The 20,244-nt window shown below is 60.2% G+C and carries 21 protein-coding genes; 10 read left to right on the top strand and 11 right to left on the bottom strand.

Translation table 11 applies throughout. The annotated features are described in order from the left end of the window. Positions 1–37: 37 nt before the first annotated feature. Positions 38–1,291 (top strand): aminopeptidase, encoded by a 1,254-nt coding sequence (locus EV561_RS08985; protein ID WP_132520307.1) that lies wholly within the window; start codon positions 38–40, stop codon positions 1,289–1,291. A 209-nt stretch (positions 1,292–1,500) separates the two neighbouring features. On the opposite strand, the gene xseA is transcribed toward EV561_RS08985, so the two are convergent. Continuing rightward, on the bottom strand, positions 1,501–3,105 hold the full coding sequence (gene xseA / locus EV561_RS08980; RefSeq protein WP_132520304.1) for an exodeoxyribonuclease VII large subunit: 1,605 nt from the start codon (positions 3,103–3,105) through the stop codon (positions 1,501–1,503). 236 nt (positions 3,106–3,341) lie between these two features. Here xseA and EV561_RS08975 point away from each other — a divergent pair, with 236 nt between their 5' ends. Further along, positions 3,342–3,605 (top strand): hypothetical protein, encoded by a 264-nt coding sequence (locus tag EV561_RS08975; RefSeq protein WP_132520301.1) that lies wholly within the window; start codon positions 3,342–3,344, stop codon positions 3,603–3,605. 134 nt (positions 3,606–3,739) lie between these two features. Beyond that, positions 3,740–3,985 (top strand): homogentisate export protein, encoded by a 246-nt coding sequence (locus tag EV561_RS08970; protein ID WP_132520298.1) that lies wholly within the window; start codon positions 3,740–3,742, stop codon positions 3,983–3,985. A 50-nt stretch (positions 3,986–4,035) separates the two neighbouring features. On the opposite strand, the gene EV561_RS08965 is transcribed toward EV561_RS08970, so the two are convergent. Beyond that, entirely contained in the window at positions 4,036–4,431 is a 396-nt protein-coding gene (locus tag EV561_RS08965; RefSeq protein WP_132520295.1) for a Rap1a/Tai family immunity protein, read from the bottom strand. A gap of 180 nt (positions 4,432–4,611) precedes the next feature. Further along, complete coding sequence (locus tag EV561_RS08960) at positions 4,612–6,432, bottom strand: hypothetical protein (RefSeq protein ID WP_245512648.1); 1,821 nt, start codon at positions 6,430–6,432, stop codon at positions 4,612–4,614. Between the two features lie 216 nt (positions 6,433–6,648). Between EV561_RS08960 and EV561_RS08955 the strand changes: the two genes are divergently transcribed. Together EV561_RS08955 and EV561_RS08950 are read left to right on the top strand one after the other, a co-directional pair. Then, positions 6,649–7,665, top strand: a complete 1,017-nt coding sequence (locus EV561_RS08955; protein ID WP_132520289.1) for a glycosyltransferase — start codon at positions 6,649–6,651, stop codon at positions 7,663–7,665. Further along, the gene (locus tag EV561_RS08950) at positions 7,662–8,036 is read left to right on the top strand and encodes a GtrA family protein (protein ID WP_132520286.1); all 375 of its coding nucleotides are present in this window, start codon (positions 7,662–7,664) and stop codon (positions 8,034–8,036) included. The genes EV561_RS08955 and EV561_RS08950 overlap by 4 nt, the downstream gene beginning before the upstream one ends. Before the next feature lie 25 nt (positions 8,037–8,061). Here EV561_RS08950 and EV561_RS08945 read toward each other — a convergent pair whose 3' ends face one another. Next, positions 8,062–9,048: a Gfo/Idh/MocA family oxidoreductase gene (locus EV561_RS08945; RefSeq protein ID WP_132520283.1), complete on the bottom strand. Its 987-nt coding sequence runs from the start codon at positions 9,046–9,048 to the stop codon at positions 8,062–8,064. 190 nt (positions 9,049–9,238) lie between these two features. On the opposite strand from EV561_RS08945, the gene EV561_RS08940 reads away from it, so the two are divergent. Together EV561_RS08940 and EV561_RS08935 are read left to right on the top strand one after the other, a co-directional pair. Continuing rightward, positions 9,239–10,186 (top strand): aldo/keto reductase, encoded by a 948-nt coding sequence (locus EV561_RS08940; RefSeq protein WP_132520280.1) that lies wholly within the window; start codon positions 9,239–9,241, stop codon positions 10,184–10,186. A 38-nt stretch (positions 10,187–10,224) separates the two neighbouring features. After that, a complete protein-coding gene (locus EV561_RS08935; RefSeq protein WP_132520277.1) occupies positions 10,225–10,668 on the top strand; it encodes a GNAT family N-acetyltransferase in 444 nt (147 codons plus the stop codon). Here the strand turns inward: EV561_RS08935 and EV561_RS08930 are convergent. Further along, positions 10,658–11,275 (bottom strand): hypothetical protein, encoded by a 618-nt coding sequence (locus tag EV561_RS08930; protein WP_132520274.1) that lies wholly within the window; start codon positions 11,273–11,275, stop codon positions 10,658–10,660. The genes EV561_RS08935 and EV561_RS08930 overlap by 11 nt on opposite strands. Before the next feature lie 68 nt (positions 11,276–11,343). Continuing rightward, positions 11,344–12,234, bottom strand: coding sequence for a LysR family transcriptional regulator (locus EV561_RS08925; RefSeq protein ID WP_132520271.1), 891 nt, complete (start codon positions 12,232–12,234; stop codon positions 11,344–11,346). Positions 12,235–12,362: 128 nt separating this feature from the next. Here EV561_RS08925 and EV561_RS08920 point away from each other — a divergent pair, with 128 nt between their 5' ends. After that, complete coding sequence (locus EV561_RS08920) at positions 12,363–13,358, top strand: aldo/keto reductase (protein ID WP_132520268.1); 996 nt, start codon at positions 12,363–12,365, stop codon at positions 13,356–13,358. Positions 13,359–13,533: 175 nt separating this feature from the next. Beyond that, the gene (locus EV561_RS08915) at positions 13,534–13,893 is read left to right on the top strand and encodes a nuclear transport factor 2 family protein (RefSeq protein ID WP_132520265.1); all 360 of its coding nucleotides are present in this window, start codon (positions 13,534–13,536) and stop codon (positions 13,891–13,893) included. 37 nt (positions 13,894–13,930) lie between these two features. Here the strand turns inward: EV561_RS08915 and pheT are convergent, their stop codons facing one another. From pheT to infC, 5 genes are all read right to left on the bottom strand, one after another. Beyond that, positions 13,931–16,354: a phenylalanine--tRNA ligase subunit beta gene (gene pheT, locus EV561_RS08910; protein WP_132520262.1), complete on the bottom strand. Its 2,424-nt coding sequence runs from the start codon at positions 16,352–16,354 to the stop codon at positions 13,931–13,933. 15 nt (positions 16,355–16,369) lie between these two features. Then, complete coding sequence (gene pheS, locus EV561_RS08905) at positions 16,370–17,452, bottom strand: phenylalanine--tRNA ligase subunit alpha (protein WP_132520259.1); 1,083 nt, start codon at positions 17,450–17,452, stop codon at positions 16,370–16,372. A 231-nt stretch (positions 17,453–17,683) separates the two neighbouring features. Next, positions 17,684–18,088: a 50S ribosomal protein L20 gene (rplT, locus tag EV561_RS08900; protein WP_132520256.1), complete on the bottom strand. Its 405-nt coding sequence runs from the start codon at positions 18,086–18,088 to the stop codon at positions 17,684–17,686. 37 nt (positions 18,089–18,125) lie between these two features. Next, positions 18,126–18,329 (bottom strand): 50S ribosomal protein L35, encoded by a 204-nt coding sequence (gene rpmI, locus EV561_RS08895; protein ID WP_003570998.1) that lies wholly within the window; start codon positions 18,327–18,329, stop codon positions 18,126–18,128. Between the two features lie 328 nt (positions 18,330–18,657). Next, entirely contained in the window at positions 18,658–19,197 is a 540-nt protein-coding gene (gene infC, locus EV561_RS08890) for a translation initiation factor IF-3 (RefSeq protein WP_132520253.1), read from the bottom strand. Positions 19,198–19,372: 175 nt separating this feature from the next. On the opposite strand from infC, the gene EV561_RS08885 reads away from it, so the two are divergent. Continuing rightward, the gene (locus tag EV561_RS08885; protein ID WP_132520250.1) at positions 19,373–20,176 is read left to right on the top strand and encodes an alpha/beta hydrolase; all 804 of its coding nucleotides are present in this window, start codon (positions 19,373–19,375) and stop codon (positions 20,174–20,176) included. Positions 20,177–20,244: the final 68 nt, after the last annotated feature.

Raw genomic sequence — 20,244 nt, 5'->3', positions numbered from 1 at the left:
AGTTCCTCTTTTCCGAAATCAGCAAGCAGGTTTTCCCATGACGATCGTTCCGCAAAACACCCATTCCGTCGATGCCGCCAAGCTGGAAAAGCTCGCCGAAGTGGCCGTAAAGGTCGGGCTACAGCTGCAAAAGGGCCAGGATCTTGTCATCACGGCGCCTGTCGTTGCGATGCCGCTGGTGCGGCTCATTACCCGGCATGCCTATATTGCCGGCGCCGGGCTGGTGACGACCTTCTATGCGGACGAGGAGGCTACGCTCGCTCGCTACGAGCATGCCCCGGATGAAAGTTTCGATCGTGCCTCCAGCTGGCTCTATGAGGGCATGGCAAAGGCCTATGCCAACGGATCCGCGCGCCTTGCCATTGCCGGCGACAATCCGCTGCTGTTGTCAGGACAGGATCCGAGCAAGGTGGCCCGGGCCAACCGCGCCAATTCGGCGGCTTACAAGCCGGCTCTCGAGAAGATCTCGAATTTTGACATCAACTGGAACATCGTCTCCTACCCCAATCCCTCCTGGGCAAAGGTCGTCTTTCCGGACGATCCGGAAGAAATCGCGGTTGCCAAGCTTGCCAAGGCAATCTTTGCCGCATCGCGCGTCGATGTTCCCGACCCGATCGGCGCATGGGCCGAGCACAATGCCAATCTGCACAAGCGTTCGGCCTGGATGAACGAACAGCGATTTTCGACGCTGCATTTCCAGGGACCGGGCACGGACCTGAAGGTCGGGCTTGCGGATGGCCATGAATGGCATGGCGGCGCCTCCACCGCCAAGAACGGCGTGACCTGCAACCCCAATATCCCGACCGAGGAAGTCTTCACCACGCCGCATGCGCTGCGCGTCGAAGGCCATGTATCGAGCACCAAGCCGCTGTCACATCAGGGCACGCTGATCGACAATATCCAGGTGCGCTTCGAGGGCGGCCGGATTGTCGAGGCAAAGGCTTCGCGCGGCGAGGAAGTGCTGAACAAGGTGCTGGATACGGACGAGGGAGCCCGTCGTTTGGGCGAAGTGGCGCTGGTGCCGCATTCCTCGCCGATCTCGGCAAGCGGTATCCTGTTCTACAACACGCTCTTCGACGAAAACGCCTCCTGCCATATCGCGCTCGGCCAGTGCTATTCGAAGTGCTTCATCGACGGCGCCAAGCTCAGCCAGGAGCAGATAAAGGCGCAGGGGGGCAATTCCAGCCTGATCCACATCGACTGGATGATCGGCTCCGACAAGGTCGACATCGACGGCATCAAGCCGGACGGTTCGAAAGTGCCCGTCATGCGTCGGGGTGAATGGGCCTGAGAAGGCTGCCTCTTTCCCCTTCTCCCCTCGGTGAGAAGGGGGCCTCCCCTCGGTGAGAAGGGGGCCCGAAGGGTCGGATGAAGGTGCGGCACTGGAGACCTATCAGTTGAGGTGCGCGCAGGCCCCTCATCTGCCTGCCGGCATCTTCTTCTCGACGGGGAGAAGAGACTCGTGGCAATGGCACCCCGGCCATCGTGGACGTCCGCCTCTCAGAAAAGGCTGCCCTGCTTTGGCGGATGGATAGGCTCGGTTGCTTTTGGCGGGCGTTTTTTGACAGTCGCGGAGGGTGGTGCGGAAGATGGTGTGCCCTCCTCGCCGGTCACCGCCCCCACACGACCATCCGCGAATTCGATGGAGATGGCGGCACCCGCTGACAGGGCCGAGGCCAGTGAAACCGGCCTGTCATCCTCGTCTCGAACGACCGCATATCCTCGCTTCAGCACGTTCTTGTAGGAAAGCGATTGCAGCACGCGATCCTGCGCCACGAGCTCCCCGCGGGCGCGTACCAGTTGATGGCGGATCGCGGTGTCGGCGTGGCGGGAAAGATTTGCCAGTTGATCGCGGGCGCGGGCCGTCTGGGTCGCCAAGCGGGTCGGCATGCTGCGCAGGGACACCTCGGCATTCGACAGACGTTTGCGGCTTTCCGACAGCAGACGCTCCACCCTGCGTTCGGCGCGGACGATCCGCTCGTTCAGCATCTGGCGCTTTTCAGCGATACGGCTCGAAAGGACTTCGGGGCGCAGATGGGCGGCAGAGCGCTCGAATGCGCGGCGCTTGTTCAGCGTGTTGAGTTCCAATCCGCGACCGAGACCGCTAGCTGCCTCGTCGAAACGGCGGCGCGGCAGGGCAAGGAGCTGGTCGAGCGAGGGCAGCGCCCGCAACAGTGACCTCACCGCCTGACGGCGCTGCTCCATGTGGCGGCTCATGCTCGTCTGCAACCGTGCTGCAAGACCTGAGATCTGGGCCTCCAGCTCGGCCTTGACGGGCACGGCCATTTCGGCGGCACCCGTCGGCGTCGGCGCGCGGACGTCTGCCGCATAGTCGATCAGCGTCCAGTCGGTCTCATGGCCGACCGCCGATATCAGAGGGATCTCGCTTGCCGCAGCCGCCCGCACCACGATCTCGTCATTAAAACTCCAGAGATCTTCCAGACTGCCGCCACCACGCGCGACGATCAGGACATCGGGGCGCGGCAGGGCGCCGCCGCGCTGGAACGCGTTGAAGCCATTGATGGCGTTCGCCACCTCTTCGCCCGAGCCCTCGCCCTGAACCTTGACCGGCCAGACGAGAACATGAACGGGAAAGCGATCGGAAATGCGATGCAGGATATCCCGGATGACGGCGCCGGTCGGCGAGGTCACGACGCCGATGACATCAGGCATATAGGGCAGGCGCCGCTTGCGCTCGGGATCGAACAGGCCTTCCGCGCCGAGCTTGCGCTTGCGCTCCTCGATCAACGCCATCAGTGCGCCCTCACCGGCGGGCTCCAGCGTTTCGATGACGATCTGGTATTTCGAGGAGCCGGGGAAGGTCGTCACCTTGCCGGTAGCGATCACCTCCATGCCTTCCTCGGGACGGAACTTCAAACGCGAGAACGAGCCCTTCCAGATGACGGCATCGATGCGGGCGCGGTCGTCCTTAAGGGAAAAGTAAGCATGACCGGAGGAATGTGGCCCACGATAGCCCGATATCTCTCCGCGCACGCGAACCTGGTCGAACGCATTCTCGACCGTGCGCTTGATCGAGCCGGAAAGCTCCGACACCGAATATTCGGCAAGGTTCGACGGCGAATCATTCTCGAAGAAGCTGCTCATGAAGCCTTTCTAGCGCAAGCTACCGGCAAGATCAGCAAGGGAGACGCATTTTCCCGAGCGATGTGGGGACGATATCTCGACGGTAATCGTTGGGAATAAGAATTTCTTCGGAAATAACCCTAACCTTTTCAACGGTGTTTCCGAATTCATCCTCGCAGCCTGCAATCCTTTCCATCCTCGCTCGTCCCGATGTCGGCACAATCGTTCTCATCACTTTGTTGAAGAGGACCAATATTATGACCGATCGCTTCGAATCCCTCAGCCCCTCGATTTCCGGACCGGCGATTTCCGGTTTCCCCGTCGCTCCGAACGATGCCTCCGACCTGCAGGAGACGACGCGCGGCCTTTACATCGGCACGGGCGGCGATCTTGCCGTGTTCATGCTGGCAGGGGACTCGCTGCTGCTGAAGCAGGTTCCCCAGGGCATCGTGCTGCCGCTCAGAGTGACGCGTGTCCTGCAGACGGGGACCACTGCCGCCGATATCGTCGCGCTGGTCTAGCGAGGCCGGTCCAACTTATTCCATCGAATTTTACCGAATAAGTTGCAGAAGGATTCACCCTTCTCCTCAAGGCTTCTTTAGCAGGGATCGTGCAATATCAGGACAACGAAATTTTGCACGAACGGGAGATGGCCGTGATCTTCGCGACCGCCATGACAATCGGGATCGTCGTTGGGATGATGCGCTCGGCCGTAAGCGTGGCGATCGTCGCCGCGCTCATGGGCCTGGCGTTCCTCGCGGCCCTTTTCGTTTCCTCAGGACCAGTGTCCTTCCTCTCGCTGGTGCTTGCAATTGCGGGCTACAACTTCGCGCTTCTCGGTCACGTCGTGGCCCTTCTCACCTTTGAGCGCGGCCGTCGGCAGCAAGCCCAAATATCCTGACTATTCCAAGCCTTTTGCGGCAAATTTCCCGCGCTAGGCGACGTCAGCGCTTATTGTGCGGGGCAACTATAATTCGCTTGAACAACCTCCGTCATGAGGTCATCACCCGTCGCGTCGCGTACGCCCGGATTTTGTTCGAGGAATGTGCAGAGCACATCGCCCAACACCTCCGCCTTTGTCCCGACCGGCACGCACAAGTTTATCCCGACGGATTCGCCCAAGTACGCGGCATTCACCATTGCCTTTGTATTCGGAGCGTTATCGACAATATTGCGTCGGGCAAGGTATTCGTCCCTGTTCCATTTATCCAACCAGCCGGCAACATAGCCCCGGACGAATTGCCGCGAGCCATGACAATCGGAAAGAAGCAGGTCGCCGGTCGAAAACCCTGCAGGTACCTTTGCCGCAATAGTCGCCAACAGAGTAGCGATAAAAATGCCTGACATTTTGGGCTCCAGCGTTCTTGGTCAGCGCAGATTTCAGCCCAAAAGTGTCGGAAATTAGCTGGTTTCCCCTAAACAACCTGAAATAGCGAATTTCTCTTCTGACGCTATGCAGTCCTTGCCGAATGCCGGGGGTCGGACGGCAATCGCGCAGCCGCCATCTCGACTTCGACCGACGTGACCTTAGGGCTTGAAGCGGAAGAATTTCACGTCTGCGCCTTGCCCATTCGGCAGGGGTTCCAGATAAGACGGCACCTGCCCCCTTTTGAGCGCTGCATAGAGGCCATCCGGCTTGATATCGGCGATATCGCTGGTCTCAGGGTTGTCGGGGCAATAGGCGAACAATGTCACCTTGGCTCCACGCAGGAAGGCTTCCGCCTCTGCGGGTTCCGCCAGTTCAATATGCAGCTGGGTCAGCATGCCTGCTTGGTCACGGTGGTATGGCCCGGAGAGTGCGCGATGCTTCGTGAAACGGAGAATGGGCGCGCCCATGTCCGACGGAGCGGAAACGACTCCGGGATCGAGACCGGCTATCGGTGCCAGCGCCTCCTTGGAAAAGCATCCGGCCGCATTTTCCTTGTTTGAGCCTGGCTCCACGACAAAGCTGGTCTTCATCTGCCCATTGACCAGCCCGCCTCCGACAGCCCAGACGGCGGGAACCGAAATGAGCGCGCCGACGATATAGAAAAAGGCGGCGCCGATATTTTCGGAATCGGCATTGGAGACACGGCGCAACTCGATCAGCAGCAAGGTCAGCGGCGGAATAGCGAGCAGGTTCGAAAATGTCGCGCCGCGCACCTGCACGAAAGCTATGATGAGATTTACCAGGAGAAGCGTTAGCAGGATGAGATATAGCCTGACACGCTCGCCGCGAACGATCCTGAACAGGCAGGCGGCGCAGGCAAAGACACCAACCGCATAGAAGGCACCGAGTGTCTCCGGTGCCTTGCGAGCGAGATCTACGAATGACTGAGCCTCGCTGATACCGTTCAGCCAGAGCTTGACGAGCATTGGATCCAGATCACCCAGCGGGTTGCCGAGGCATTGGGGCGCAAGCAGGAGTGCTGTCCCGGCTATGACGACACCGCCGGCTGCGAGGACGACGAACCGGCCGACACGTGAAAGGCCTGACGCAAAGAGCGAAGACAGCAGGAGAACGACACCGCCGACGCTGGTGATGCCGTAAAAACCGATCGAAAGGTTATCGCAGGTCACGGTCGAGTAGAGATGCGGTGGAACCGTTGCGAAAAAGGCCACGCTGATCGAGACGGCAAGGGTCAGCGAGAAGGCCTGGGCCGCAGCCGCAAATGCCTTTCCTTCCCAGGCCCAGAGAAGCGCGACCGCAAGGCAGGCGACGGCGACGAAGGGCGTCGTTTCGGCGCCGATGGCGATCGCGAGCGCGGCTGCAAATCCGGCGATGGCGAAGCTTGCAGGACGAAACCTGTCATCCACCAGCATGGCCGTCATGAAGGCGACGAGGCCGAGTTGCACATTGTCGTGGTCGATCGAGCCGGGCAGGAAGCGGTTCGACGTCATGACATAGAGCCCGGTCAGGCCGAGCGATATGTGCATCCCGACGATACCGCCCGTGCGATATCCGGTCAGACCCATTCCGTACATGAGCGGCAGAACCAGCGACAGCGGCCAGACCGTCAGCGCCAAGACTTCCGCGCGTTCGGGCGCGACAAAGAGGCGGAAAAAGGCAATGAGACTGGCGATCGGCAGGTCGATCAAACGCGACCAATGCATCAGCGTCCCGGCATCGAGGCCCAGGCGGTATTGCATCAAGTCGAACCAGCCCTGGCCGGCAAGGAAATCGCGCACTTCGACCAGACGCATGACGTCGTCATTGTCGGCGCCGACATAATCCGTCGCGCTCCAGCGCAGGAAGACCAGCACTGCCATCAGGAAAAGACTGTAGAGAATGGACATTATCCAGAGGCGTGACCAGATCGAAGACTTGCCATCGCCGGGCTTCGCGGCCGTCATGCCGCGTACTTCCATCGCATCCGTCATGATCCGTAATGTTCCGTTGCCTCAAGCTTTGGCCGTAGTTTAGCGTTCCGGCCTCAAGAAAGCGTAAAACCGCGGGCAAAGACGATCACGACAATGTTCCGGCAACAGGCCCCGGTTCTCCTTATTTCCCAAGCAATCATAGGGTTTGTTAACGAGCGCGGAGATAAGCTCGCCTGCGGATTTTCCATGTATCGAGTGAAAACCATGCCAGAGACTTGGGCCGAAAGCCTGGACATCGCCGTCCTGCTGCCATGCTATAACGAAGCGGCAACGATCGGGCCGGTTGTTCGCGGGTTCCGCGCGGCGCTGCCAAGCGCCCGCATCTATGTCTACGACAACAATTCCACCGACGGGACGGCGCTGCATGCCATGCTCGCCGGCGCGATCGTGCTGCGCGAGCGACGCCAGGGCAAGGGCCATGTGGTGCGCCGCATGTTCTCCGATATCGATGCCGACATCTATATCATGGCGGATGGAGACGGCACCTACCAGCCTGATGACGCCGAAGAGCTGGTGCGCACGCTGGTAACCGAACGCTCCGACATGGTGGTCGGAACGCGGCGCGGCGTGCATGACGATGCCGGCCGGCAGGGCCATGCATTGGGCAACCGCATCTTCAACATGCTCTACCGCAGCATCTTCGGACCCGATTTTACCGATATTTTCTCCGGCTACCGCGCCTTCAGCCGACGCTTTGTCAAAAGCTTTCCGGCTGTCTCAGGCGGATTCGAAATCGAGACCGAAATGTCGGTACATGCGTCACGACTGAAGCTGCCCGTCACCGAACTTGAACTCGACTACGGTCGGCGCCCCGAGGGGTCTCACTCCAAGCTTTCCACCTTCAGAGACGGCGCGAAGATCCTCTGGATGTTCGCCATGCTGATGAAGGAAACGCGGCCCTTTGCCTTCTTCGGCCAGTTGAGCGCGCTGTTCATGGCGGCGAGCCTCGGCTTCATGGCCCCGGTTCTCGCCGAGTATTTCGAGACGGGTCTCGTCAGCCGCATGCCGACCTGGGTGTTCTCGATGGCGCTGATGATGGTGTCGTTCATGCTCTTTACGGCGGCTCTTATTCTGGATTCCGTCGCACGTGCCCGTGCAGAGCAGCTTCGGATCCACTATATGGGGATCGAAGCAATCGGTCTGAATGACAAGCCGGCGGCGATCACGATCCATCAGGCGGAGAATTCCACCCGCCGCAAGAAGAAAGCCAAGGCTGCATGAAGAGACTGTTCTGGTTCGGCATTGCCGGTGGTATCGGCTTTGTCGTCGATGCGGGCTTGCTGATGCTGCTTTTGCACTTCACCACGCTGGGCCCGTTCTGGGCGCGCGCAATCAGCATACCGTCGGCCATGGTCGCGACCTGGATCCTCAACCACACCTTCACATTCGAGAATACCGGCCGGTCCCTCGCAGTCGAGGGTTTCCGCTACGGTTCGGTCGGGATTACCTCGGCACTGGTGAACTATGCGATCTACACGTCACTACTGGTATCGATACCGGTGTTGCGCCCGACGGCCGCGCTGATACTTGCCTCGGCGGCGGCGACGGCGTTCAGCTTTTTCGGCTATTCCCGCTTCGTCTTCCGCCGCTGATCTCCGCCGCTTATCAAGAAGCCGGTCAGACCGGCTCCCAGCCATCCTTTTCGCTGGCGCGATAGATGGCGTCGATGACCTTCTGGTTCAGCCTGGAGCTTTCCAGCGTCACGATCTCCGACTTGCCGCCGGCTGCGGCATCGGCGAAGGCTTCCGCCTCGCGCTTGTACTGGCGGCTATCGGGGAAGCGGAAAATCTGCGATTCCGAATGGTTGCGGTTGGTGAGCTCGATTTCCTCGGCGCCGTAGCGGTCCGCATTGAAGGGCGACTTGACCTCGATGAAGCCGTCGGTGCCATGGAAGACCATGACCTGACGGGCAGCCATCTGCGTCGAGATATAGAAGCTCTGCTCAAAATCGCCGAAATCGGCCTTCACGCTCGAATAGATGTCGGTGCCGAATTCCGGATCGCGCTCGGTCACGGCCTGGATGCGCAGCGGCTCCTTGCCGGTCACGAAGCGCGTGCTGATCGTCGGATAGACGCCGATGTCAGGCAGGCCGCCGCCCCCGAGCTCGGGAATGTTGCGCATGTTGCCGGCGTCGCGGTTGAAATAGGTGAAGGCGCCCTGGACATGGCGCAGCTTTCCGATCGCGCCGTCGGCCAGCAGGGCACGGACCTTCTGCCAGACCGGCGTGTAGGTGACCATATAGGCCTCGGTCACAAGTACCTTGTTGCGGTCGCGGGCAGCGATCAGGCTATCGATCTCTTCGGCCTTGAGCGCGATCGGCTTTTCGCAGAGCACGTGCTTGCCGGCATCGGCAGCCTTGATGGTCCATTCGACATGCTGCGAGGTCGGCAGCGGGATATAGACGGCGTCGATCGTGTCGGAGGCCAGCATCTCCTCGTAGGAGCCGAAGGCATGCGGCACGGAGAAGCGGTCCGCCATCTCGCGGGCGCGGGACAGATCGCGGCTGGCGACCGCAGTCACCACGCAATTCTCGGCATCCTGAATGGCCGGTACGACAAGCTCGCGACCGATCTTTGCGGTCGACAGAATTCCGAAACGAAGCATGGTCTTCCCTCCCAAAAATGATTTCGGCGCACCTTATGCAGCCGTCGCGCGAAGCGCAATGCCACCTGAATGCCGCACGGATATTTCACCGAAGTTTGGTTTCCCTCGGCGCCATAAAGGCCTAGATAGGTAAAGCGGTTTTCACCGCATCTATCTTTTCAACCACTTTAGTCATTTTCGGGAGAGCGGCATGGAAATGCGCCGGCTAGGTAAAACAGAGATTTCGATCGCGCCAATCGTCTTCGGCGGCAACGTCTTCGGCTGGACGGCCGACGAGAAGACCTCCTACGACATTCTCGACGCATTTTTCGGCGCCGGCTTCAACACGATCGATACGGCAGACGTCTACTCGCGCTGGGTCCCCGGCAACAAGGGCGGCGATTCCGAGGAAATCATCGGCAAGTGGCTGAAGAAGGGAACTATCTCCCGCGACAAGGCCATTATCGTCACCAAGGTCGGGTCCGATATGGGTGAAGGAAAGACGCTGAAGGCGGCCTATATCCTCAAGGCCGTCGAGGATTCGCTGCGTCGCCTGCAGACCGATTATATTGACGTCTATCTTTCGCACTGGCCGGACGAAGAAACGCCGCATGAGGAATCGCTCGGCGCCTATGCGAAGCTGAAGGAACAGGGCAAGATCCGCTCCGTCGGGTGCTCCAACTATGATGCCAAGCTTCTCCAGGCATCGCTCGATGTCGCCGACAAGGCCGGGCTTCCGCGCTACGACGTGTTGCAGCCGGAATACAATCTTTACGAGCGCGCCAGCTTCGAAGGCCCGCTGGCCGATCTCTGCGTCAAGGAAGACATCGGCGTCATCACCTATTTCAGCCTTGCAGCCGGCTTCCTTTCCGGCAAATACCGCACCAAGGCCGATACGGAAGGCCGGGCGCGCGAAGGCCGCGTGGCGCAATATCTCGACGACAAGGGCATGCGCATCCTTGCCGCTCTCGATACGGTCTCCAAGGATACCAGCAGCAAGCCGGCGGAAGTGGCGCTTGCCTGGCTGTTGCGCAAGAAGGGCGTGACCGCGCCGATCGCCAGCGCCACGAGCCTTGGCCAGCTCGACGCTCTCATCAATTCGGCAAAGCTCGACCTTTCCACTGAGGCAATGAGCCTGCTCGACAAGGCCGGCGAATAGGGCTGGCGAACAGGACCCGTGAATAGGACTGAAACAGAATGACCGTGATCACCCGCGATGCAAGGCCTGAAGACGAGACGCGCTGGCGCGAACTTTGGGCCGACTACATCACCTTCTATAATGTGACCATCGCGCCTGAAATCACCGACATGACGTGGCGCCGGATCTTCGATCCGGCTTCCGCCATCTTCATGCGGGTGGCAGAGGTTGACGGGAAGGTGATGGGTTTTGCCCTTTGCCTCACCCATGAAGGGACGTGGATTCGTGATCCGGACTGCTATCTGGAAGACCTGTTCGTCGATGCGGCGGCTCGCGGCAAGGGTGTCGGCAGGGCGCTGCTGGACGACCTCGTCGGCCTCTGCAAAGAGAGAGGCTGGGCGCGGCTCTACTGGCACACGGAAGAAACCAACACCACGGCTCGCAAGCTCTATGACAGCTATGTCGAGAGCGACGGGCACATCCGCTACCGCATCAACTTCTGAGCGGCGGAAAACCTTCGTAGAGGGCCGAATGGTCCTCTTCCCAATTCGCCATTCCGGGCCGCGTCAGAATACCGCGCGGCTCGGCATAGCTGGTGATCTCTTTCGTCGGGTGCTCATGCCAGGTGATATTGACCGCCCATAGTTTCGGAAAGAACTGAAGCGACGCATAGGGCAGGTGATCCCTTATCCACCAGGCCAGCCGGCGCCAATCGCCGGGCTCATGGTATCGATCCCAGACCCAGGGCACGACGACACAGGCCGTAGCGCCAATGTGACCCTCTCTGTCGCGCAAATCCCAGATGTGGTTGGCGGCGGTCGCCTCGTTGCGCGCACAATTGAGATTGTTCTTGTTGCCGAACTTGTTGAGCGCGGGCGCCCGATAGCCAGAGCGCAGGTGAAGACGTCCGAATGTAGCCTCCAGCGGCTCCAGCAGTTCCTCGCAGAGGCACTTGCCCGCTGCAATCGCCAGATTGGGATTTTCAGGGATATTGGGTATGCCGTAGAGGCTGCCGATCTCGGAATGCAGAAAATCGCGCAGGAAGAAATTCTTCGAGAGGCGTACGCGACCCAAATCTTCGAGGCCTCTCATCGATGCCGGCTTCCTCATCGCACTCTCCCCTTTTCGCGGAACCTAGCCCCTGTTTTTCCCGGCGCCACCCGAAACCTGCAAGACCCTCAACCGCCGACCTTGAAGAAGTCGATGAAGGCCCGCAACGCCGGGCGCATCTGCCGACGACTGGGGTAATAGAGAAATGGTCCCGGATAAGGCGGACACCAATCTTCCAGCACCCGGATCAGCTTTCCCTCGACGAGCTCGTTATGCACCCGCATGTCGAAGAGATAGGCAAGGCCGGCACCGCTGAGCGCGCCCAGCAATGAAAGCCTGTCTTCGCTGACGGTCAGGGGGCCATCGATCGAAACGATCAGTTCCCGTCCGTCCTTTTCGAATTCCCAGCGATAGATAGAGCCGTTGGCGAAGCGGCGCTTGATGCAGCGATGCTGGACGAGATCCCGCGGATGGAGCGGTTTTGGATAGCGCTCGAAATAGGCGGGCGAGCCGGCAATGACGGTGCGTATGTCCGAGGAGATCCTGACCGCGATCATATCGGCCTCGAGACTTTCCTCGAACCGGATGCCCGCGTCGAAGCCGCCTTCGACAATATCGGTAAAGGCGTCCTCATTGGCGATTTCGAGGGTGATATCGGGATAAGCGTTGAGAAAATCCCCAAGCCGCGGGCCGAGAATAACATCCGAGGCAAAGCGCGGGGCTGTCACGCGCAGGTTTCCGGCCGGCCGGCCGCGCGTATCGAGGACGGCATCCAGGGCGGTGCCGATTTCCTCCAGCGCCGGGCCGAGACGTTCCAGCAGCAACCTTCCCTCCTCGGTCGGTGCGACGCTGCGGGTCGTGCGCGCCAGCAGGCGCACGCCGAGGCCTTCTTCCAGGCTCGATATGGCATGGCTTACCGCCGAGGGAGCGATGGTCAGTTCCTTGGCGGCGGCGCGGAAGCTGCGGTTGGCAGCAACGGCGGCCAGAACCGCGAGTTGGGAGAGTTGCGTCCTGTTCATTGATCTAAATGATAGAACAAGCTGTTATGCTTTGCACGGATTTTCAAACATCGGTTAGGGCTTTAACTTCCGGGGCGTGCCGGGCGATTTGATCGCCGGCCAGACAAATCCGCTCAGGGAGCTCCAGAATGAAAACCCGCAAACTCGGAAACGACCTTACCGTCTCTGCCATCGGTCTCGGCTGCATGGGCATGAGCTTCGCCTATGGCGCAAAGGACGACGAGGAGTCCACGAAGACGCTGCGCCGCGCTGTCGATCTCGGCGTGACCTTCTTCGACACGGCCGAAACCTACGGCCCCTTCCACAATGAAGAATTGCTCGGAAAGGCACTGAAGCCGGTTCGCGACCGCGTCGTTATCGCCACCAAGTTCGGCTTCAAGCTCGATCTGACCAAATCCGGACCGGCCGCGATGGTTGGCGTCGACAGCCGTCCAGAACATGTGAAGGAGGTCGCCGAAGCCTCGTTGAGGCGGCTCGGCACCGATGTCATCGATCTTTTCTACCAGCATCGCGTCGACCCCGACGTTCCGATCGAAGATACGGTCGGCGCCATGGCTGACCTAGTTCGGGAAGGCAAGGTGCGCACACTGGGCCTCTCCGAGGCGAGTGCCGCCACGATCCGCCGCGCCCACGCTGTTCACCCGATCGCGGCCCTGCAAAGCGAATATTCGCTCTGGAGCCGGGATCCGGAAGCAGAGGTGCTCGCAACCTGCCGCGAACTCGGCATCGGCTTCGTGCCCTACAGCCCGCTTGGCCGCGGCTTCCTGACGGGCGCCATCCGAAAGGTGGACGATCTGGATCAGGACGATTTCCGCCGCAACCTGCCGCGTTTCCAGGGCGAGAACTTCGATGCGAATGCCGCTTTGGTCGCCGCTCTCGAGCGTCATGCCAGGGAAAAGGGTGTGACCGCGGCACAGCTTGCGCTCGCCTGGGTTCTGCATCAGGGCGAAGGGATCGTGCCGATCCCCGGCGCCCGCAAGCTTGATCATCTGGAGCAGAACGTCGCTGCTGCAGAGATCGTACTTTCGCCGGAAGAGGTGGATGAGCTGAGCAATATCATTCCGCTCAGCGAGGTCGCGGGAAAGCGCTACTCTGACGCCTCATTGGCCATGACAAACCGCTGAGAAAGTAGAATGACCGCCCGCCCGAGATATCTTCCGGGCGGGCTGCTGCAAGCTTTGCGTCTATGTGATCCCAACGACCGCGGCAACGTTTCTCCTCGAAAAACGTTGATTCTCACAGATGGTCTAACTTCGTCGGGTACAGTACCATTGCCCCGGGAGCACAGGAGGCGCAGGAATGTTGGACAAGCAGGCAATCGAGGCGACGGTTCACCTCTATGTCGAGGGAATGGCATTCTCCAACGGGGCCGCGCTGAAAAAGGCGTTTCACCCCCAGGCGGCAATTATTGGAAATTATCAGGGTTCGGTCGAATGGATGTCGCGCGATGAATTCATCGACGCGGTTCTGTCCGAGACGCCGGCATCTCCCGGCACACAGCCGATGATGGATATCGCCTCGATCGATATCGAAGGCGATGCGGCGACCGTCAAGGTGGTCGACGAATTCGGCGGCATGCGCTTCTCGGACTATCTGTCCCTGCTGAAGATCAACGGCCGGTGGACCATCGTCAACAAGCTCTACCATCTGCATTCATGAGAAACGGCCGGCGAGAACTTCGCCGGCCGTTTCCAGATTAACTTCTGAGCACGCCGCCGGTCGTCTTGGTGACGTTGGCGACGATCTTCTGCGTCAGAGCCTCGAAATCCTCGTCCGTCAGCGTCCGCTCTGCCGGCTGGATCTGAACCTCGATCGCGACCGATTTCTTGTCCTCGCCGAGCGATGCGCCTTCGAATATGTCGAAGACGTTGACGCCCGATATCAGCTTGCGGTCGGCGCTGGTCGCTGCGCGGATGATCGCACCTGCTTCAACAGACTTGTCGACCACGAAAGCGAAGTCGCGCTTGACGGCCTGGAAGGGCGAAAGCTCCAGCGCCGGCTTGGTGCGCGTCGCCTTCTTCTTCGGCTCAGCCATCGCGTCGATGAAGACCTCGAAGCCGCAGAGCGCGCCTGACACATCCAACGCATCGAGCGTCTTCGGATGAAACTCGCCGAAATAGCCGAGAACGACCTTCGGCCCCATCTTGATCGTGCCGGAACGGCCCGGATGATACCAGGAGGGACCGCCCTGCTCGACCTGGATATTGGCCATCGGCAGCCCACAGGCTTCGATCACCGCCAGCGCATCGGCCTTGGCGTCGAACACATCGACCGGCTTGCCGCCGCCCTTGGCGGCGTTGGACCACATGCGGCCGGAACCGGCAAGCGAGGCAGTGCCACGACGGATGCCGCCGGCAACGCGACGCTGGCCTTCCGGCCGATCGTTTTCGTAGGTGCCGGAGACTTCGAAGATCGCGACGTCGCCATAGCCCTTGTCGGCATTGCGCTGGGCGGCCGAAAGCAGGCCGGGCAGCAGCGACGGGCGCATGTCGGACATGTCAGCAGCGATCGGGTTTGCAAGCTTCAGCGCATCCGAGCCGCCGCCGAACAAGGCTGCCTGATCCGCCGAGATGAAGGACCAGTTGACCGCTTCCAGCATGCCGCGGGATGCAAGCGCGCGCTTGGCAACGCGGGTGCGGATCTGCAGTGTCGTCAGGATCCTGCCGTTGACGGCCGCGTAGCTTTCAAGCGGCGCCGGCTTGATATTGTCGACACCGTGAATGCGCATGATTTCCTCGACGAGGTCGGCCTTGCCGTCAATATCCGGCCGCCAGGACGGAACGGAGACAGACACACGTTCGCCGGCGCCGGAAACGGAGAAGCCGAGCTTTTCGAGGATCGACTTGCCCTCATCGGTCGAGACTTCGAGCCCGGTCAGGCGCTTTACCTCGGAATAGGGGAAATCGACGATCTTGGCCTTATAGCCCTCATAGCCGACGATCTTGGCTTCGGCTGCGGTACCACCGCAGCATTCGAGCACCAGTTCGGTCGTGCGCTCGAGGCCTGGGATCATGTATTCCGGGTCTACGCCGCGCTCAAAACGATAGCGCGCATCGGTGATGATGCCGAGACCGCGGCCGGACTTGGCGATGTTCATCGGGTCCCAGAGCGCGGACTCGATCAGCACGTCGGTCGTGCTTTCATCACAGCCGGAATGTTCGCCACCCATGATGCCGCCGATGGACTCGACGCCGTTTTCGTCGGCGATGACAACGTTGTTCGGGACGAGCTTGTATTCGCGCTGATCGAGCGCCAGTACCGTCTCACCCTCTTTAGCGCGGCGGACTGTCAGGTTGCCCTGAACCTTTGCTGCGTCGAAGACGTGCATCGGCCGGCCCTGATCGAAAGTCATGTAGTTGGTGATGTCGACGAGGGCGCTGATCGGGCGCAGGCCGATGGCGAGCAGGCGCTGCTGCATCCACTTCGGGCTCGGGCCATTCTTGACTCCGCGCACGAGGCGCAGGCCAAAACCGGGGCAGAGCTTCGGATCATCGAGATCGAGCGTCACGTTCACCGGCGTCCCGCCGCTGACCGGGAAGGACGGAACGTGACGTGCCTTCAGCGTACCGAGGCCGGAAGCTGCAAGATCGCGGGCGATGCCGTAGATCGACGTGCAATCCGGGCGGTTCGGCGTCAGGTTGATCTCGATGACCGGATCGTCAAGATGGGCATAGGCGGCATAGCTGGTGCCGACAGGCGCATCGGCCGGAAGATCGATGATCCCGTCGTGATTGTCTGAAATCTGCAGTTCCTTTTCCGAGCACATCATGCCGCGGCTTTCGACGCCGCGGATGTTGCCGACGGCGAGCGTCACGTCGATGCCGGGGACGTAGGTGCCCGGAGCTGCAAAGGCACCGACCAGCCCTTCACGCGCATTCGGCGCGCCGCAGACGACCTGAACCGGAGCGCCCTGGCCGATATCGACCATCAGCACCTTCAGCCGATCAGCCTGCGGATGCTTTTCCGCCGAAAGGACCTTTGCGATGACGAAGGGCTTGAACGCCGCCTTGTCATCGACATCCTCGACCTCCAGACCGATCTGGGTCAGGCGGGTGCAGATTTCACCGAGTGTAGCCTCGGTATCGAGGTGATCTTTCAGCCAAGAGAGGGTGAATTTCATCGGTCCAATCCTTCCTTACACGCTCAGACCGCCGAACAGCGTCGGCATGTCGAGGGGGCGGAAGCCATAGTGGGTCATCCAGCGAACGTCGGCGTTGAAGAAGTCGCGCAGGTCGGGCATGCCGTATTTCAGCATGGCGATGCGGTCGAGGCCCATGCCCCAGGCAAAGCCCTGATATTCGTCCGGATCGAGCCCGCCCGCGCGCAGCACGTTCGGATGCACCATGCCGCAGCCGAGGATTTCCATCCAGTCGGTACCCTCGCCGAACTTGACGATCGGGCCGGAGCGGTCGCACTGGATATCGACCTCGAAGGAGGGCTCGGTGAAAGGGAAGAAGGACGGGCGGAAACGCATCGTCACGCTGTCGACCTCGAAGAAAGCCTTGCAGAATTCCTCCAGCACCCAGCGGACGTTGGCAACGTTCGCCTTCTTGTCGACGACGAGGCCTTCGACCTGGTGGAACATCGGCGAGTGCGTCGCATCGCTATCCTGGCGATAGGTCTTGCCGGGGATGATGATGCGGATCGGTGGCTTCTGGGCTTCCATGGTGCGGATCTGCACCGGCGAAGTGTGCGTGCGCAGCACCTTGCGTTCACCCTTTTCATCCGGATTGAAGAAGAAGGTGTCGTGCATCTCGCGGGCCGGATGGCCCTCCGGGAAGTTCAGCGCGGTGAAATTATAGTAATCCGTCTCGATATCGGGACCTTCCGCGATCGAGAAACCCATGTCACCGAAGATCGCCGTGATTTCATCGACGATCTGGCTGATCGGGTGAATGCGGCCGCGTTCGGCCGGCGAGGAACGGACCGGCAGGCTGACGTCAACGGTCTCGGCCTTCAGGCGGGCATTGATTGCCACGTCCTTCAGCGTCGCGCGGCGGTCAGAAAGCGCATCCGTGACCTCGTTCTTCAGGCCGTTGATCGCAGCGCCGCGAGTCTGGCGCTCTTCCGGCGTCATGGCGCCAAGCGTCTTCAGGAGTTCGGAGATCGAGCCCTTCTTGCCGAGGGCAGATAGGCGCACGGCTTCAAGCGCCGGCTCGTCAGCGGCGGCCGCAATCTCGGCAAGCAGTGAGGATTTCAGCTGATCGATATCTGACATTGTCTTCTTTCCGTCCGGGATCGGCAGGTCATGAAAAGTCGGCGCAAGCAGTACAGAGAAAGAAAAACCCGCGCTAGCCCAAACCAGCGCGGGTTTCCCAAAATTCAAAAAAGCGTAAAGCCTGGGAAGCGCTGGCAGCGCATGTCCCGTGCGGGCGAAGCCCGCTCGAAAGGTACATGCGCCACTTTAAGCGTTGAGCCAGCTTTGCACGTTCTTACGAACGTGCGCGGCTCAACGAACCGCGCCTTCAAACTCGTTCGGCGTGCCAGAATCCTTTAGGTATTCCAGAGCCTTCTTGGCGGCTGCAACGAGTGCACCGAATGCTTCCGGCTCGTGGATCGCCATGTCGGAGAGAACCTTACGGTCAACTTCGATGCCAGCCTTGTTGAGGCCGTCGATGAAGCGGCCGTAGGTCAGGCCGAATTCGCGGACGGCAGCGTTGATACGCTGGATCCAGAGAGCGCGGAAATTGCGCTTGTTGACCTTGCGGTCACGGGTTGCGTACTGCTTGGCGCGATCGACAGCTGCCTTTGCGGTACGGATGGTGTTCTTGCGGCGGCCGTAGAAGCCCTTGGCCTGCTTCAGAACCTTCTTGTGCTTGGCGTGGGCTGCTACGCCTCTTTTTACGCGTGCCATGTCATGATCTCCTTAGTCTTAAGCGTTACGAAAAGTCTTAGAGACCGTTCGGCAAGTAATTCTTGATAACCTTGCGGCCATCGGGTTCTGCGAGAACCATGGTGCCGCGTGCATCGCGAATGAACTTGTTGGTGCGCTTGATCATGCCGTGGCGCTTGCCAGCAGCGGCGGCCTTTACCTTGCCGGTCGCGGTGATCTTGAACCGCTTCTTGGCAGAGGACTTCGTCTTCATCTTGGGCATTTTGCTACTCCTTTTGTGCCCCGTCTGCGCTTTATGAAAAAGCGCCCCTCGCAGATCCGGCTTGCCGGGTCCGCAAAAGCGCGGGTGCTTGTGTTGTTGAACTGCGAGAGCGGTGACGAACCGTCTTGCAAGCATTCTGAACCGCCACGGCATGCCCTGCCGGTCAGTTCGGACGCGCGCTTATAACCGCAGTGCCGCCAAAGTGCAACGGGGCGTCAGGCGGAATTTTGACTTGCGTATGACAACGCAGAAAGGGGGGCAGAAAAGCAGAGGCAAAAAAGAAAAAGCCGCCCCTTGGGACGGCTCGGTCTCCCGCCGGATGGCGCGCTCACGCCTTGGGCGCGAGCACCATCATCATCTGGCGGCCTTCAAGCTTCGGCTCAGCCTCAACCTTGGCAATTTCCAGCGTGTCTTCCTTGACCTGCTGCAGAAGCTTCATGCCGAGTTCCTGGTGAGCCATTTCGCGGCCACGGAACTTCAGGGTTACCTTGACCTTATCGCCCTCGTCGAAGAAGCGACCCATCGCCTTCATCTTCACCTCATAGTCGTGGGTGTCGATGTTCGGGCGCATCTTGATTTCTTTGATTTCGACGATCTTCTGCTTCTTGCGAGCCTCGGCGGCCTTCTTCTGGTTGGCGTATTTCAGCTTACCGAGATCGAGGATCTTGCATACGGGCGGCTCAGCATTGGGAGAAATCTCAACCAGATCGAGGCCGGCTTCCTCTGCCATCTTCAATGCCTGGTCGGTCGGGACAACGCCCATGTTCTGTCCATCAGCCGTGATCAGCTGAATCTTGGGAATGCGTATTTCCCTATTTGAACGCGGCCCTTCCTTTACGGGCGCGTCGGTTTTAAAAGGTCTGCGAATGGTCGTACTCTCCTAGATTTATTTCGGATGATTGCAGCCTCGAGCCTCCATCGGCGCAACTGACGGAAATGTCGTGACTGCTGCTACGAAGTCAATAGCACGCCTTAACGGAAAAATCACCTCCTGTCAGCCATCCGCGAATCTGTTTTATAGAGTGTAAATCTGGGAGTTATCGATGTCCGAGGCGCCAAAGACCCAAGAGACGCAATTTCTTTCCATCGGGACCGGCGATCAGGAACGGCAGATCGCCATGCTCATCCGTCCGCCGACGAAGAAGGTTGCCGGCACAACATTTGTCTGGCTCTCCGGCTATCGTTCGGACATGAGCGGCACCAAGGCCCTGGAACTGGACGCCCTTGCCGAAAGGCGCGGGCTCGGCTGCATCCGTTTCGACTATTCCGGCCATGGTCTGTCGGGCGGCAAATTCACCAATGGCACGATTTCCCGCTGGCTCGACGAGGCGCTTGCCGTGCTCGACCACGTCAAACCGAAGCGTCTCGTGCTCGTCGGCTCCTCGATGGGCGGCTGGATTGCGCTGCGCATCGCCCAGGAACTGCGCAAGCGGAAGAAAGCGCCCGTCGTTCAGGGCATGGTGCTGATCGCGCCGGCGCCCGATTTCACCATAGACCTGATCGAGCCAAACCTTTCAGAGGCGGAAAGGACGGCCCTTGCGGAGAAGGGCTATGTCGAGGAACGGTCGGAATACAGCCCCGAGCCGAACATCTTCACCAGGGCGCTGATCGAGGACGGCCGCGCCAACCAGGTCCTGACCGGCATGATCGAGACGGGATGTCCGGTGCATATTCTGCAGGGCATGCAGGACGCGGATGTTCCTTTTGCCCATGCGCTGAAATTGGTCGAGCACCTGCCGGCCGATGATGTCGTGCTGACGCTCATCCGCGACGGCGACCACCGGCTGTCGCGGCCGCAGGATTTGGACCGTATGCTTGCTGCAGCCGAGGCAATGGCGGCACGTTAATCAATTTGACGGCATCTGCCTTTTTATCGGCCAAATTTGCACCGAACTTACGCAACGTAAGCTCCTGT

It is taken from the genome of Rhizobium sp. BK376, from assembly GCF_004341625.1.
Classification (GTDB): domain Bacteria; phylum Pseudomonadota; class Alphaproteobacteria; order Rhizobiales; family Rhizobiaceae; genus Rhizobium.
Note: the sequence above shows the minus strand (reverse complement) of the source record. Positions and strands in the feature narration are given on the sequence as shown.

Bases quoted from the DNA above. Each gene is read 5' to 3' on its own strand.
- EV561_RS08940 (WP_132520280.1), top strand. From the start codon at position 9,239: ATGGAAATGCGCCGGCTAGGTAAAACAGAGATTTCGATCGCGCCAATC.
- xseA (WP_132520304.1), bottom strand. From the start codon at position 3,105: ATGAGCAGCTTCTTCGAGAATGATTCGCCGTCGAACCTTGCCGAATAT.
- EV561_RS08920 (WP_132520268.1), top strand. From the start codon at position 12,363: ATGAAAACCCGCAAACTCGGAAACGACCTTACCGTCTCTGCCATCGGT.
- EV561_RS08930 (WP_132520274.1), bottom strand. From the start codon at position 11,275: ATGAGGAAGCCGGCATCGATGAGAGGCCTCGAAGATTTGGGTCGCGTA.
- EV561_RS08965 (WP_132520295.1), bottom strand. From the start codon at position 4,431: ATGTCAGGCATTTTTATCGCTACTCTGTTGGCGACTATTGCGGCAAAG.
- EV561_RS08960 (WP_245512648.1), bottom strand. From the start codon at position 6,432: ATGGAAGTACGCGGCATGACGGCCGCGAAGCCCGGCGATGGCAAGTCT.
- EV561_RS08935 (WP_132520277.1), top strand. From the start codon at position 10,225: ATGACCGTGATCACCCGCGATGCAAGGCCTGAAGACGAGACGCGCTGG.
- EV561_RS08955 (WP_132520289.1), top strand. From the start codon at position 6,649: ATGCCAGAGACTTGGGCCGAAAGCCTGGACATCGCCGTCCTGCTGCCA.
- EV561_RS08945 (WP_132520283.1), bottom strand. From the start codon at position 9,048: ATGCTTCGTTTCGGAATTCTGTCGACCGCAAAGATCGGTCGCGAGCTT.
- pheS (WP_132520259.1), bottom strand. From the start codon at position 17,452: ATGTCAGATATCGATCAGCTGAAATCCTCACTGCTTGCCGAGATTGCG.
- EV561_RS08925 (WP_132520271.1), bottom strand. From the start codon at position 12,234: ATGAACAGGACGCAACTCTCCCAACTCGCGGTTCTGGCCGCCGTTGCT.
- pheT (WP_132520262.1), bottom strand. From the start codon at position 16,354: ATGAAATTCACCCTCTCTTGGCTGAAAGATCACCTCGATACCGAGGCT.
- EV561_RS08985 (WP_132520307.1), top strand. From the start codon at position 38: ATGACGATCGTTCCGCAAAACACCCATTCCGTCGATGCCGCCAAGCTG.
- EV561_RS08975 (WP_132520301.1), top strand. From the start codon at position 3,342: ATGACCGATCGCTTCGAATCCCTCAGCCCCTCGATTTCCGGACCGGCG.
- EV561_RS08915 (WP_132520265.1), top strand. From the start codon at position 13,534: ATGTTGGACAAGCAGGCAATCGAGGCGACGGTTCACCTCTATGTCGAG.
- rpmI (WP_003570998.1), bottom strand. From the start codon at position 18,329: ATGCCCAAGATGAAGACGAAGTCCTCTGCCAAGAAGCGGTTCAAGATC.
- EV561_RS08885 (WP_132520250.1), top strand. From the start codon at position 19,373: ATGTCCGAGGCGCCAAAGACCCAAGAGACGCAATTTCTTTCCATCGGG.
- EV561_RS08950 (WP_132520286.1), top strand. From the start codon at position 7,662: ATGAAGAGACTGTTCTGGTTCGGCATTGCCGGTGGTATCGGCTTTGTC.
- rplT (WP_132520256.1), bottom strand. From the start codon at position 18,088: ATGGCACGCGTAAAAAGAGGCGTAGCAGCCCACGCCAAGCACAAGAAG.